Raw genomic sequence first — 13,625 nt, 5'->3', positions numbered from 1 at the left:
CACTGGTTGAAACGCGCCGTCCGTTGCCCAACCGATAGCGGAACACGCGGGCATGCGATGGTGCAAAACGTTGCCTGGGACAAAAAGCAACTATTTTGGGACGGAAAGGCTCCAATCCTAAGCCATTGATTTGTCGTCATCTCTTTGCTCGCCGTGCTAATTGGGCGCTGGAATTGGTTGGGGTCTCGGGCGACATATGACTTTTGGCAAAACGCTATCCAGGTGGATCTGTGGCGTGGCTGCCTGCGCGTTCCTGTCGTTGGGCGGCGTATCTGCAACCGAAGCTGCTCCGCGTGATCTTAACCGCCCGCCCCGCGCCGCCGCGGGCGACATCCAGCGGATTGAGGCGCGGCGGACAGCCTTGTTCCAGGTGATGCTGGACGACCCCAGCAATCTCGATGCCGCGTTCGAATATGCTGCGCTCTCCTCGCAGGTAGGCGATCTAGAAGGGGCGATCGCCACGCTGGAGCGCATGCTGATCTTCGCGCCAGGCCTTCCGCGGCTGCAACTCGAACTGGGCGTGCTATATTTTCGCCTCGGGGCCTATAGCACTGCAGGCACCTATTTCGATGCCGCGGTTTCCAATGGTGACGTGCCCGAGGAGGTGCGCAACAAGGTTTCCCAATACCAGGCGGCGATTGCCAGCCGAAACGGTGCCTCGTCCTATTCGGGTTCGTTCAGCATCGGCACGCGCTATCAGACCAACGCCAACGGTGGCCCGGCATCGGCCTTTGTCAATCTGAATGGCCTCGACTACTTGCTCTCGGAAGATGCTCGCAAGGCACCCGACCTAAGTGGGTTTATCTCGGGCAATGTCCTGGGTGTGTTCGACCTGCCGGCCCAGGGCGTCGAATTCAAGGCAAGCCTGCGGACCTACGGCGAAGGCTATGCGAAGCGCGAGGAGCTAAACCTTGCCTATGCGGAACTGGCCGCCGGCCCGTCTTTCGACCTGAACCGGTTTGGCCTCGAGAACTATACGCTCGATGTCTACGGCATTGCGAGTGGCGGCATCCTGTCGGGTGATCCGCTGACATCGAGCCTGGGCAGCGGGGTGTTCCTCGGCGCGCGCCCGACCACGGATTGGTTCTACGGCGTTCGCGGTGAATATCGCCATGAGCGCTACCACGATTCCGATGCGCATCCGCAGATGAGTGACAAGAGTGGCGATCGGTTCCAGGGCCAACTCGTTTCCTCGTATCGCCTGTCGGATAGTCTGACCCTCGACCTCGCAGGCACCGTCGACCGCTTCGAGGCTGACATCGCACGAAATGCCTATTGGCAGGCGAGTGGCTTTGCCGGCCTTACGATCCAGTACGGATCGCCGCTTGCGGGCCTGCCGGAGCCCTGGAGCATATCGATCACCAATCAGATCTCCCGCCGCAAGAACGATGCGGCCGATCCGATGATCAGTTCTGCCGCGCAGCGCACGACGATGTGGACCCTTGGCCTGACTCAGACCATTCCGCTGACGACGGAATGGGCCGCCCTGCTGCAGACCGGTTACCAGAAGTCGTGGTCCAACTACGACACGGGAACATTCGACAATGCCACCCTCGGCATCAGCCTGACGAAGGTTTTCTGAGATGGGACGATCGAGAACAGCACTTCTTGCCGCAACCGCTCTGACGGCACTCATCGTGGCGACCAATTGCTCGGTTGCCGAGGCGGCCCGCGTGGGTGTTGCAACGGCGGTCAATCAGGATGCCCAGGCTCGAATCCCGGGTCAGGGCGTAAAGACCATCGCCATCGGCGACGATGTGATCCACAACCAGGTGATCGACACCAACGAGGGTGGTCTTGTCCAGATCCTGCTTGCCGACGGCACGGCGTTCACGGTCGGCCCGAACTCAAGCCTGACGATCGACAGCTTCGTCTACGATCCCGACGCTGGAACGGCCAAGGTCGTGGCAAGCCTCTCCAAGGGCTTTATGCGCTTCGTAGGCGGCAAGACATCGAAGACGGCGGGCGGTGCAACCATCAATACGCCTGTCGGTACGGCGGGCATCCGCGGCGCGGTGGTTGATATCGATCTGGGCGCGATCGGCCAGCGCCTGGGCAAGGCGCGCTCGCGCAAGGACAAGAAGGGCGGCCATGGCGGCAATCCACCCCACGTGTCCCTGATCTTCGGCAAGGAAGTCACGCTGACGGGGAATGGCGCGTCACACCGGCTTTTCCAGGCCGGTTATTCGGTCATCGTCGATGGCGACCGGCGGTCTGTGACAAGAACGCCGCCCGCCTTCCAGGCGGCCATGCAGAGCCAACTCGCCGGCCGAGACGGTGCCCACGGGGGTGTCTCCCGTCAGCCGCAGGACGGTCAGGTTCGTGGAAGTGGCGTGACGCAGCACAATTCGGACGCTGGTTTACCGGCAAACATCCCTGTTCCGGAAGCGCGCCCGGGCGCGTTGGCGCAGCAGACGGTTGCTGCCGATACAAGGGCGGCTATCGTCGAAGAGACAATCCGCAAAGGCGGTGGCGAAGGGGGTGGCCCCAGCCTCACCTCAAAGGTACGCGTTCTCCTACCCCTGCCGGTCGACGATGGCGGCGGCAACGGCATTGTTGGTGGCTCGCCTGAAATGGATCGCACTGGCACGCTGATCGGTCGCGTCGGGCAGGACGGAACGTTGGCGCTCGGCGGCGGCGGTAGTCTGTCACTGCCGGTCTATGCCGACAGCGCCTTCAAGGCTCATACTGTTTCCGGCTACGCCTTCGGTGGCTCGACCTATTCCGGCAAAGCTTATGTCGGCCTCGATGGTTTCCGCGCCTATATGCTGACGAACGGCACGAACCCGCTCTATGCCATCGCCGGTCGACCGACGGCTGACGTCCCCGGCGCCTTCGCTACCTCAGGAACGCGTCACTACGCGCTCAGCGCCGATGCCACCAATCCCTTGGTAGGCAGCCTTGGTGGTGTCATTCCCTTCACGTATGCGCCGCGCCTTGCCGGCGTCGATCTTTCAGGCGCCGTTTCGAGCGATTTCCTCGTGGCCGGAACACCGGGCGGGAGCGATCCCAATGTCGCGGCGAGGGGATTGCAGGCCTGGATCGTTATCGATGGCACTGGCCCGGAACAAAAGAGTGCGCTTGGAGTCATGACCGGCGCTATTTCGCTGCTGGGGGATGGTAAATCCTACGGTTTCAAAGGCGACCGGGGCGGCAGCGACCGGCTTGATCCATCTGATGGTTCTACGGCCCACAAGGGCACCGTGGTCAGCGTTGCCGGCGGCGACGGCGGATCGTCGATCTTCGGTCCTGGCGGCCAGTATGTGGTGCTGACCAACGATCCTGAAAATCCCTATTCCTCCTTCCGGGATGAGGCGAACTATCCCGGCTTCGATGAAGTCGGGTTTTCGACGGGGCATGTGGGCAATCTCGCGTCGACCGACACGAGCGTGACGCGGAACTATGGCGGGCGGACGCTAAACGGCTTTTCGTCCATCGCGCTGTCCGTAGACGGAACGACGTCGGCGCGGGCCGGCACGGTGAAAATGCAGTTCGACGCGGCCAATGCGACGTTCAACGCGCTGTTCGAACAGTTCGCTCAGTTCAGTGGCCCGCCGCTCCCGCATAACGAGATCGGCTTCACGGATAGCTATGGCGGCGCTGTCTATCTGGACGACGACAATTTCGCGGCTTCCGGTAAGAACCACCGCTCCTATGTGGTGAATTCGAAGGTTGCGCCCGTCAAGATCTTCAATGGCGGCACGTCCTCGGAACTCTGCAGCTGCTCCTATCTGAGCTGGGGCTGGTGGGGCAGTGCGGATGGCGGCGATGGCTATTGGGCATCCGGTCACATGGGCAATTGGGTGATCGGCGACATCACCGCGAATGTGGACATGCCGAAGAACGGTACGGCGACCTATGACGGCAATGCCGTGGGGACCGTGGTGAACGGCAACGCGCAGTACATCGCCGCGGGCACCATGAACGCGACGATGAATTTCGGCACCCGCACCGGCAACGTCTCAATCAGCAACTTCGACGGGCACAATTTCGGCAGTGACGTTTCCTTTGCCGGCTCTTCCACCTTCACCGGCACCAATGGCGCAACCGACATAACCGGCTCTTTCGCCAACAACGGCGCGGACAAGGCGAAGGGCATTCTCGGGGCGTTCTCGACGACCGATGGCGCCTGGTCGGCATCCGGCATCTTCGGCGGTAACCGCAATTGATTGCCGGCAGCGGAATGACTCGTGGCAGATGAAGCGCGCGCCAAAAAGTTCCGGTGAGCGCAGGTTCCCACGTCCGTCAGCGACGACCCTGGCGGGTGTGCTGGTGCTGTTCCTGTGCCTCGGGCTCTGGCGCGCATTTCCGGCTTCGACGGACATCCTGACCAATCCCCTGTTTGACGCCTATCAACGCATTCAGCCACGCCCCACCACCGAACCGCCGGTGGCTGTCGTCGATATTGACGAGAAGTCCATTGCGGAATTGGGCCAGTGGCCCTGGTCGCGGGATGTCATTGCGCAGATGGTCGACCGTCTGACACAGAGCGGCGTCGCCGCCATAGGCTTTGACATCGTGTTCTCGGAGCCTGACCGGCTATCGCTTGGCAAGGCTGTGGACGAGCTTCGCAAGCGGGGCGCGAGCATCGGCCTGTCGGCGGATGCTGCCCAGCTCGACAGCGACCAGGTTTTGGCCGGCTCGCTGTCGCACGCCAATGCCGCCGTTGGTCTCGCGCTGACCGATGAACGAGACGAGACCCCACCTGAGGCCAAGGCTGGTTTCGCCTTCGGCGGTGGTGATCCGCGCGCCTATCTGCCGCAATTTGCCGGTGCCGTCCGCAATCTCGATATCTTCCATAAGGCGGCGCCGGGGGCAGGCTTCTTTTCCTTTGCCACGAGCCGCGACCATGTCATTCGCACCATGCCGCTTGCCGCCATTGCTGCCGATAGACTCTACCCGGCGCTCAGCGTCGAGGCCTTGCGTCTGGCACAAGGCGCATCAGGATTCGTGATCCGCAGCAACGACGCCAGCAGCGAAGGCGGCGGCGGCCGGCCGGGAATGAGTGCCATGCGGGTGGGGGAGCTGACGGTTCCCACGGGCTCGGACGGGCGCTTTCGCGTCTACTATTCAGGCCTTTCCAAAATGCCGGTCATAAGCGCCGCCGATCTCATCAGGGGCAGGGCCGACCTGACGGAGCTCGAAGGCCTCATTGTGCTGGTAGGCACAAGCGCGGTCGGTTTGCGCGATATCGTGGCGACGCCCATCTCAGCGGCAATGCCCGGCGTAAACGTTCATGCCGAAATCATAGATCAAATCGTTGCCGGGGTTTTCCTGCAAGAGCCCGACTGGGCACAGGGTGCGACGCTGCTGGTGACATTTGTCGCGGGAGTGATCCTGATCCTCGTCGCAAGCCATCGTTCCGCGTTGGCCAGCACGCTCGTCTTTACAGTGCTCGCCAGCCTTTCGCTCGCGGCCTCATGGTTCGCCTTCTCTCGCGCGCAATACCTGATCGATCCCGTCGGAGCCGTGGTTACGCTGCTGGCAGTCTTCCTGGTGCTCATCCCACTCCGGTTGGCGCTGGAGAACCGTGAGAAGCAGTTCGTCAAGAAAGCCTTCGGCCGTTATCTGGCACCGGCGCTGGTGGAGCGGCTCGCCGAGGAGCCAAAGGCGCTGGAGCTTGGTGGCGAGACCCGGCACCTGACCGTGCTCTTTTCCGATATCCGCGGTTTCACCACGCTTTCGGAGGGCATGGACCCGCAGGCGCTTACCAGCCTCATCAACGATGTGCTGACGCCGCTGACCGATGTGCTGCTCACTCGGGAGGCGACGATCGACAAATATATCGGTGATGCGATCATGGCCTTTTGGAACGCGCCGCTCGATATCGAGCATCACGAGGAAAAGGCCTGCCGCGCCGCGCTCGACATGGCGCGCGCCGTCGAGCGGCTGAACGAACGTCGCCTGGTGCCGATCCGCATCGGCATCGGCATCAATAGTGGCGAGGCCTGCGTCGGCAATCTCGGCTCGGCCCAGCGCTTCAGCTATTCGGCGCTTGGCGATAGCGTCAACCTCGCCTCGCGCATCGAGAGCCTGACGAAGCTCTACGGCGTGACGATCGCCGTCAGCGAGTTCACGCGCCAGGCCGTAAAGGGGTTGGCCTTCCTCGAGGCGGATTTTGTTCGGGTGAAAGGGCGTTCGACGCCTGTCCGGCTTTATGCGCTGCTCGGCGATGAGGCTGTTGCCGAAGGCAAGGCGTTTCGCGGTCTCGCTCAGCGGCATCAGGCGTTCCTCGACCTCTACCGCACGGGCGATTTCCGCTCTGCACACGATGCGCTTGCTGCGCTACGCCTCCACGAAACGGCCGAGCTTGCGGGTCTCTACGACCTTTATGCCGAACGCCTGGCTACCCTGACCATCGACCCACCGGAGGGTGAATGGGACGGCGTCTATGTCGCACGCTCGAAATAGCTGGGGAATGGCGAGCTGATGAACAACCAGAAATCCAACCTCTATCGCCAGGAAGCGCTGGACCGGCTGTCATCGCCGGAGCAACTCGACGAGGCCATCGTCATCACCGGCTCCGGCAGTTGGGCCGCGCTTCTCGGCCTGCTGATCCTGCTCGCCACTGCAACCGCATGGGCATTCACCGCCAGCATTCCGACGCGTATCGAGGGGCAGGGCATCCTCTTTTCCGGTGGCGGCCAGATGGTGGACGCGATCTCCACTGCATCCGGCAAGCTGCTCCCCGTTGGCCAGCTCATTGGCGGCAGTGTGCGCAAAGGGGATGTTCTGGCCGAGATCGACCAGCCTGACGCTTCCGCGAAGCTCGCGTTGGCGAAGGCTCAGGCCGAAGCGGCGAAGGAGGCGCTTCAAGCTTTGCGCCGCGAGCAGAAGGCGGTCGCCGATGCCAGGCTGGCGAATGCCGAAGCGCGCAAGGCCTCACTAGAAGTTCAGATGCGTGCCGCAGAGCAGCGCCGCACCGTCTACGAGCAGTTTGTCGGCAATCAGGAAAAGCTGGCGGCTGGCGGCGTCACCACGGCTCTGGCGGTGCAGCAGACGCGCGAACAGTTGGCCAGCGCGACGCTCGACATCGCGACAGCGCGCACCGGACTGCTTGCGGTTGCGGCCGAACAGTTCGCCGCGGAGTCGGAGGACCAGCGCCGCTTCTTCGAGCAGAACCAAAAGGTTCTCGCTGCAGATGCCGAGGTCAAGCAACTCGACCTTCAACTGTCGCTCTTTGGCAAGGTCACGAGCCCGGCCGATGGCACCCTCGTCGAGTGGAAGGCACCCTTCGGCGCCTTCACGCCCTCTGGCACCCGCGTCGCCAGCGTGGCGGCCGGTGAGGGCAGCCTGCAGTTCATGCTCTACGTGCCGCCGGCACAAGGCAAACGCATCAAGGCGGGCATGCCCGTCAATGTCGAGCTCGGCGGCCTCGAAAAGGAAAATTGGGGAACGCTCGTCGGCCGTATTCTGTCTGTGTCTGAATTTCCCTCGACGCCGGAGGGGATGCAGGCCGTGTTGCAGAACGACGTGCTTGTCACCCGCTTTGCCAAGGAAGGTGCGCCCTTTGCGGCGGTGGTTGAACTTGAGCGCGACGAAACCACCGCGAGCGGCTATCGCTGGTCGGGAGGCACCGGTGCGTCGGCGGAGCTCAGCGCAGGCACGACGGGCACAGCCAAAGTGACCGTCGACAGCCGCACGCCGGTCTCCTTCCTGCTGCCGCTCCTGCGCAAGGCGCTCGGCGCGTGACCGGCCTTGCACAAAGCGCACGATCAGGCTTCCTCCGCACGTGGTCCGGGCGGTGTGCGACGCCGCAGATCCTGCAGATCGAGGCTGTTGAATGCGGGGCTGCTAGCCTTGCCATCATCCTTGCGCACCACGGCCGCTGGGTGACGCTGGAGGAAATGCGGTTTGCCTGTGGTGTCTCGCGCGACGGGACCAAGGCGACCAACCTCTTGAAGGCCGCTCGCCACTATGGCCTCACCGCCAAGGGCTTCCGCAAGGAGGCCGACAAGCTTGCCGATGTGCCCTGGCCGGCGATCCTTCACTGGAACTTCAATCACTTCGTTGTGCTGGAGTCTATCCGGGGCAATCGCGTGTTCATCAACGATCCGGCTGTCGGCCGGCGGACGATCACGAAACGGGAGCTGTCCGAAGCCTTCACCGGCGTCGTGCTTGCCTTCGAGCCGTCCGAGACGTTCGAGCGCACTGGCGCGCCGCCGCTCGCCTGGCCGATGATGCTCGAGCGGCTGCAGGGCTCTCGCAAGGGCCTCGTCTTTGTCCTTCTCGCCTCGCTGGCATTGGTAGTGCCGGGGGTCGCTGTGCCGGTCTTCACCCGTGTCTTTGTCGACAACATCCTCATCGGCCGGCAGCATGACTGGTTCTTCGCGTTTGCCGTTGCGATGCTCGCCGTGCTCCTGCTGCGCCTTGCGGCGACGGCCCTGCAGCAGGCGGGGCTGCGGCGGTTGGAGATGAAGCAGGTTGTGGTGCCGGCCAGCAAGCTGCTCTGGCACCTCCTCCGGCTGCCGGCGGAGTTCTACACCCAGCGGCATCCGGGCGAAATGGCAAGCCGCCTGCACGCCAACGAGCGCATCGCCGATCTCCTCTCTGGCCGGCTCGCCTCCACTGTCTTCAACTTGGCGAGCCTCGTCGCTTACGCGGCTATCCTTTGGCTGATTAGCCCCTTGTTGGCCGCCTGCATTCTGGCGACGCAGTTGCTGTACGTTTTCGTGGTTTACCAGGGCGGCAAGTTACAGCGCACTCAGAGCACCAAGCTCTCGCTCGACCTCGGCAATCTCCTTGCCGCCACGCTCGGTCCGATCCGTGCCATCGAGACGCTGAAGGCGTCGAACATGGAAGGCCAGGCCTATCGGCGATGGGCGAGCCAGCACAGCCGCGTTCTGGGCACGCGCGCGGAGGTGACGCTGACCCAGACCCTGGTCAACGCGGTACCCGCGACGATCCAGGCCCTGACCGCAGTGCTCGTTCTCGTTCTGGGGGCGATCAGCGTCATGCAAGGCCATCTCTCGATTGGCGCGCTTGTCGCCTTCCAGGGGCTTGCGCAGAGTTTTAACGCCCCTGTAGTCGATCTCATCGGTCTCGCCGGCCAGATCCAGTCGATCCGGGCGGATCTCGTAAGGATTGCAGACATCACCCGCGCCAGGCCCGTTGCCGCCGGCGATGCGGCGGCGGTGCCGGCTTCGAGCCATGTCGAGCTCGACCGGGTCAGTTTCGGCTATTCGCCGCTCGATCCGCCCCTGATCGAGGATTTCACGCTCAATCTGAAGCCCGGCGCGCGCGTCGCGCTCGTGGGTGGCTCGGGGAGCGGAAAATCGACGATCGGGCGATTGATTGCCGGCCTCCAGACGCCCTGGTCTGGAGGGATTCGCATTGGTGGCGTGAATGGACTGACGCTCCCGCAGGCACGCCGCTCCAATGTCATCGGATATGTCGACCAGGAGATATTTCTGTTCGAGGGCTCGGTTCGCGACAACCTGACGCTCTGGGACGAGTCCATTCCGGAAGCGTCCCTAATCTCCGCGCTCTCCGACGCTGCCATCCTCGACGATGTCCTGACGCGCGCCGGCCAGCTCGACGCCCATGTGACCGAGGGCGGTCTGAACTTTTCCGGCGGCCAGCGCCAACGGCTGGAACTGGCGCGGGTGCTGAGCGCCAGTCCCGCACTGATCGTTCTCGACGAGGCGACGGCAGCACTCGACCCGGTTACCGAAAAACGGATCGACGATAATCTGCGGCGCCGGGGCTGCGGCTGCCTGATCATTGCACATCGCCTGAGCACGATCCGCGACTGTGAGGAGATCATCGTGCTCAACCGCGGGCGCATCGTCGAGCGCGGCGATCACGACACCCTGATGGCAATGGAGGGTGAATATGCCTCCCTCGTCCGAGGGGGCCTCTGATGCAACAGCACGCCTTCAGCCATGGCTCGCCGACCGGTGGCCTCATCGATGGTGGTAGCAACCGTCCCCTGCCGCTGAATGTGGGTCTAGGCGCCTATAGGCTCGTCCAGGGCTATGCCGATATCTTCGTGCTCGACCAGCAAAGCGATGCACGCCGCCACCTCTTTAGAGCGGAGCAGGGGGCGGTGATCATTTCCACCAAACCGGTCGCGGCGGGGCTGCTCGTGGCCGTCGGCGGGCTCGGGTCGCGCTTCCAGCGCATTGGCATCGAGGATGCCTGCGGGATGTCCGACGAGTGGATCCGTGGCCTGAATACCGCCGTCGCCGGGTCTCAGCAATGGCCGAACCATCTGGTGGAAGGGGAGCGACTTTTGCTTTCGGAAGGCGAGACCTGCTCCTCGGCCGCCCGTGAAATTTCTTATGTGGAAGCCGAGATGCCGGGCTTGGCTTGGAGCGGTGTTCCCCTTTCGGAAGGCGTGCTCTTTCCTCTCGCTGCTCCAGGCGTGCTGACGGCGACGTCCCAGACCGTGCTTCGCCCCGTCCCAGTGCCTTCGACCACGGAGATTTGCGAGGCGCTGGAGCAGCTTGCCCTTGCAACAATCGAATGGGCCGTCCGCTCCTTCACGGCAGGGCGCCTGGCCGACGAACGCCGCGAACAGGGCCGGGACCAGGCATCGGAACGGCGATTCTCAGATGCGCTGGGCGCACTCGCCACAATACGCCACCACCGCCGCGCCTCGCAAAATCCGTGGCTGCATGCGGTCGAAAGCGTGCTTGAAGCTTTTGGCCAGCAGCCCGACAGCCTGCCGGATGCTGCGCGTAGGCGGGCTACTAAGGCGAAGTCTTTCGAGCCGATCCTGAGCGACCTCCTGCTTGATTATCGCGCCATCGCGCTGGCCGAGGGCTGGTGGAAACGCGACGGCTTGCCGATGCTGGCACAAATGGTGGGAGGCGAGCCTATTGCGCTGCTTCCTACCGGCGGCGGCCGGTTCCGCGCTGTAGGCGCATCGATCGACAGCAAGGTCGATGCGGTGTTGGCTGCCTCGATAAGGCCCGGCGCCCTCCAGATTTATCCCATGCTGGAAGACCGCAGCCTCGGCATGGGCGATCTCATGCGTTTTGCGGCCCGCGGCCTTGGGCAGGATGCGCGGCGCATCGCGCTGACAGCGATGCTTGCGGCTGCGGCTACGGCCTCGCTGCCAGTCGCAACCGGGATCCTTTTCGATTCGGTGGTTCCAATGAACGACCGTGCCGGCCTGGTGCAGGTGGCGCTACTCCTGATCGCGGCGGCGCTCGGCCAGTCGCTATTCGAGTTGACGCGCGCCATGAGCGTTGCCCGCATGGAAGCGGTCCTGGATGCCAAGCTGCAGGCGGCCATCATGCTGCGGCTCCTGCGGCTGCCGGTTCGCTTCTTCCAGAGCTTCTCCGTGGGCGATCTCGGTCAGCGTGCCCTTGGCCTGCAGGAGGTGCGGCAGATCCTGACGGCCTCGACACTCAGCGGGCTTTTCGGCCTCGTTGGGGCTGTGACTGGCATGGCGACAATGCTGTTCATCAACTGGCGGCTTGCCCTCCTTGCTGTCATTCCCTTCACGGTCATGATGCTCGTTTCCGGCTGGATATCCCGCAAGCAGCTGCGCCACGAGCGTGAACGGATCCGGCTCAATGGCCAGCTCGAGGGGTTTTTGCTTCAGGTCCTTGTCGGTCTGCCGAAGCTGCGCGCTGCAGCAGCGGAAATGCGCGCTTTCGCCGAATGGGTCTGGCGCTCCATGCCGGAACGCCGCGCCTTCGAGCGCGCGCGTTTCTACGGCGGCTGGCAGACGGTCACTGTCGCGGTGCTACCGTCGCTGTCGCTGCTCTTCATCTTCGGTTGCCTGCTCCTCGTGTTCAAATACGAGACGACCTTGGCAGCCATCGCGGCGCTGGTGACTGGAACTGGCGCGCCCGACGCCGCGGGATCCATGTCGGCCGGCATGTTCGTCGCGTTCGCTGCGGCCTTCGGCCAGTCGTCCTCGGCCTTCGTCGCGGCCGTGACGGCAAGTTCCGAGCTCCTGAGCATCGGCCCGCTGGTGGCGCGTACCCTGCCGCTTCTCGAGGCCGAGCCGGAAGCCAGCAGCAAGCGCGAGGTGCCGGGGCGGCTCAGCGGTGGGATTGCCTTCAACCGCGTGAATTTCCGCTATGCCAAGGATGGGCCGCTTGTACTCCGGGACGTGAGCTTCGCGATCCAGCCCGGCGAATATGTCGCCATCGTCGGCGAATCCGGCAGCGGCAAGTCGACCATCATGCGGCTTCTGCTCGGCTTCGACACGCCCGAGGAAGGCGCCGTCTTCTTCGACGGCAAACCCGCAGACCGGCTGGATGCGGCGGCGCTGCGCTCGGAAATTGGCGTGGTGCTGCAGAATGGGCGCATCAGCCCGGGCTCGGTCTATCAAAATATCGCCGGCGCCTCGGGACACGGGCTTGAGGCCGCCTGGGCGGCGGCGCGCCTCGTCTCGCTTGCACCCGATATCGAGGCCATGCCCATGGGCATGCACACTGTCCTCAACGATGGCGGCAGTGCGCTTTCGGGTGGGCAGCGACAACGCATCCTGTTAGCGCGTGCTCTCGTGGGCGAACCCAATATCCTCTTGCTCGACGAGGCGACGAGCGCGCTCGACAATCGCACACAGCGCGTCGTGACGGAGACGCTGGCGCGGCTTTCCGTCACCCGCATCGTGATCGCCCACCGTCTCAGCACCATCATGAACGTCGACCGCATCTTCGTGATGGACAAAGGCCGGCTGGTAGAAAGCGGCACCTACCATCAGTTGATGGAGGCACGGGGGCCATTCCACGCGCTTGCCCGGCGCCAATTACTTGAGGAAGAGGGTTGATGCGCAAGGTACTCTACATTCTGGGCCAACTGGACGACGAGGACATCGAGTGGATGGCCCGCAAGGGGCGCCGGTTCCAGGCCGAGGCGGGGACCGTGCTCATCCGCGAGGGCATGCCGGTCGGCGACCTGTTTTTCGTACTGTCGGGCGAGGTCGCCGTGGTCGCCTCCGGCATTGGCGAAGTCGCGCGGCTCGGGCGCGGCGAGGTGGTGGGTGAAATGTCGCTCGTCGATTCCGCTCCGCCTTCGGCGACCGTTGAGGCGACGGAAGGGGCGCTGATCCTTGCTGTCGACAAGCGCGACCTCCAGGCTCGACTTGCTGAGAATCCTGGCTTCTGTGGGCGCTTCTACAAGGCGCTCGCGATCTTCCTGGCCGATCGCCTGCGCAGCACGACGCAGCGCATGAACGCGCGCGGCGGCCTCAAGGCGGAAGCAGTGATGGAGGATGAGCTGGACGAGGGCATCCTGGACACGATTTCTCTTGCCGGCGCACGCTTCGAGCATCTCCTGACACGACTTTCAGGTGGTAGGGACGGCAGTGCATGATGGCCGGGGAATTCGTCACCCTGTTCGCCCTTTTGGTCTTTGGCCATGCGCTCGGCGACTATCCGCTTCAGAATGACTTTATGGCCCGTGGCAAGAACTGGAACACGCCGGTTCCCGGCGTACCCTGGTATCACCTTCTGGCCGCCCATTCGGTGATCCATGGTGGCCTCGCAGGGCTGGTAACCGGCTCCGTCGTCATTGGAATGCTTGAGACTACTATGCATTTCGCCGTCGATAGCCTGAAAAATCGTGGAATCACTTCGATCCATTCGGATCAGGCGCTGCACATCGCCTGCAAATTTATCTGGGCGCTCCTGATCGTCAAAAACCTGGTCTAAAGCCGCGAC

8 protein-coding genes are annotated in these 13,625 nt (G+C 63.5%); all 8 read left to right on the top strand.

Annotated elements, in window-relative coordinates; genetic code table 11:
• Window positions 1-235 precede the first annotated feature (235 nt).
• From M2281_RS18445 to M2281_RS18410, 8 genes are read left to right on the top strand one after another with little or no spacing between them, the layout of a single operon-like run.
• Window positions 236-1,582, top strand: a complete 1,347-nt coding sequence (locus tag M2281_RS18445; RefSeq protein ID WP_280822647.1) for a tetratricopeptide repeat protein — start codon at window positions 236-238, stop codon at window positions 1,580-1,582.
• A gap of 1 nt (window position 1,583) precedes the next feature.
• On the top strand, window positions 1,584-4,169 hold the full coding sequence (locus M2281_RS18440) for a FecR domain-containing protein (RefSeq protein ID WP_280822646.1): 2,586 nt from the start codon (window positions 1,584-1,586) through the stop codon (window positions 4,167-4,169).
• A 28-nt stretch (window positions 4,170-4,197) separates the two neighbouring features.
• Complete coding sequence (locus tag M2281_RS18435) at window positions 4,198-6,411, top strand: CHASE2 domain-containing protein (protein ID WP_280822645.1); 2,214 nt, start codon at window positions 4,198-4,200, stop codon at window positions 6,409-6,411.
• Window positions 6,412-6,429: 18 nt separating this feature from the next.
• The gene (locus M2281_RS18430; RefSeq protein WP_280822644.1) at window positions 6,430-7,692 is read left to right on the top strand and encodes an NHLP bacteriocin system secretion protein; all 1,263 of its coding nucleotides are present in this window, start codon (window positions 6,430-6,432) and stop codon (window positions 7,690-7,692) included.
• Entirely contained in the window at window positions 7,689-9,863 is a 2,175-nt protein-coding gene (locus tag M2281_RS18425) for an NHLP family bacteriocin export ABC transporter peptidase/permease/ATPase subunit (protein ID WP_280822643.1), read from the top strand. The genes M2281_RS18430 and M2281_RS18425 overlap by 4 nt, the downstream gene beginning before the upstream one ends.
• Window positions 9,863-12,733, top strand: a complete 2,871-nt coding sequence (locus tag M2281_RS18420) for an NHLP bacteriocin export ABC transporter permease/ATPase subunit (RefSeq protein WP_280822642.1) — start codon at window positions 9,863-9,865, stop codon at window positions 12,731-12,733. Before M2281_RS18425 ends, M2281_RS18420 begins: the two co-directional genes overlap by 1 nt.
• Complete coding sequence (locus M2281_RS18415; RefSeq protein ID WP_280822641.1) at window positions 12,733-13,278, top strand: cyclic nucleotide-binding domain-containing protein; 546 nt, start codon at window positions 12,733-12,735, stop codon at window positions 13,276-13,278. The genes M2281_RS18420 and M2281_RS18415 overlap by 1 nt, the downstream gene beginning before the upstream one ends.
• Window positions 13,278-13,616, top strand: a complete 339-nt coding sequence (locus M2281_RS18410; RefSeq protein WP_280822640.1) for a DUF3307 domain-containing protein — start codon at window positions 13,278-13,280, stop codon at window positions 13,614-13,616. The genes M2281_RS18415 and M2281_RS18410 overlap by 1 nt, the downstream gene beginning before the upstream one ends.
• The last annotated feature ends 9 nt before the right edge of the window (window positions 13,617-13,625 follow it).

Origin of the sequence: Pseudaminobacter soli (ex Li et al. 2025) (assembly GCF_029892515.1) — a bacterium.
In the GTDB taxonomy this organism is placed as follows: Bacteria; Pseudomonadota; Alphaproteobacteria; order Rhizobiales; family Rhizobiaceae; genus Pseudaminobacter; species Pseudaminobacter soli_A.
This window is presented reverse-complemented; position numbering and strand designations above follow the sequence as displayed.

Coding starts and splice junctions, on each gene's coding strand:
- M2281_RS18410 (WP_280822640.1), top strand. CDS start 13,278: ATGGCCGGGGAATTCGTCACCCTGTTCGCCCTTTTGGTCTTTGGCCAT.
- M2281_RS18415 (WP_280822641.1), top strand. CDS start 12,733: ATGCGCAAGGTACTCTACATTCTGGGCCAACTGGACGACGAGGACATC.
- M2281_RS18420 (WP_280822642.1), top strand. CDS start 9,863: ATGCAACAGCACGCCTTCAGCCATGGCTCGCCGACCGGTGGCCTCATC.
- M2281_RS18435 (WP_280822645.1), top strand. CDS start 4,198: ATGAAGCGCGCGCCAAAAAGTTCCGGTGAGCGCAGGTTCCCACGTCCG.
- M2281_RS18430 (WP_280822644.1), top strand. CDS start 6,430: ATGAACAACCAGAAATCCAACCTCTATCGCCAGGAAGCGCTGGACCGG.
- M2281_RS18440 (WP_280822646.1), top strand. CDS start 1,584: ATGGGACGATCGAGAACAGCACTTCTTGCCGCAACCGCTCTGACGGCA.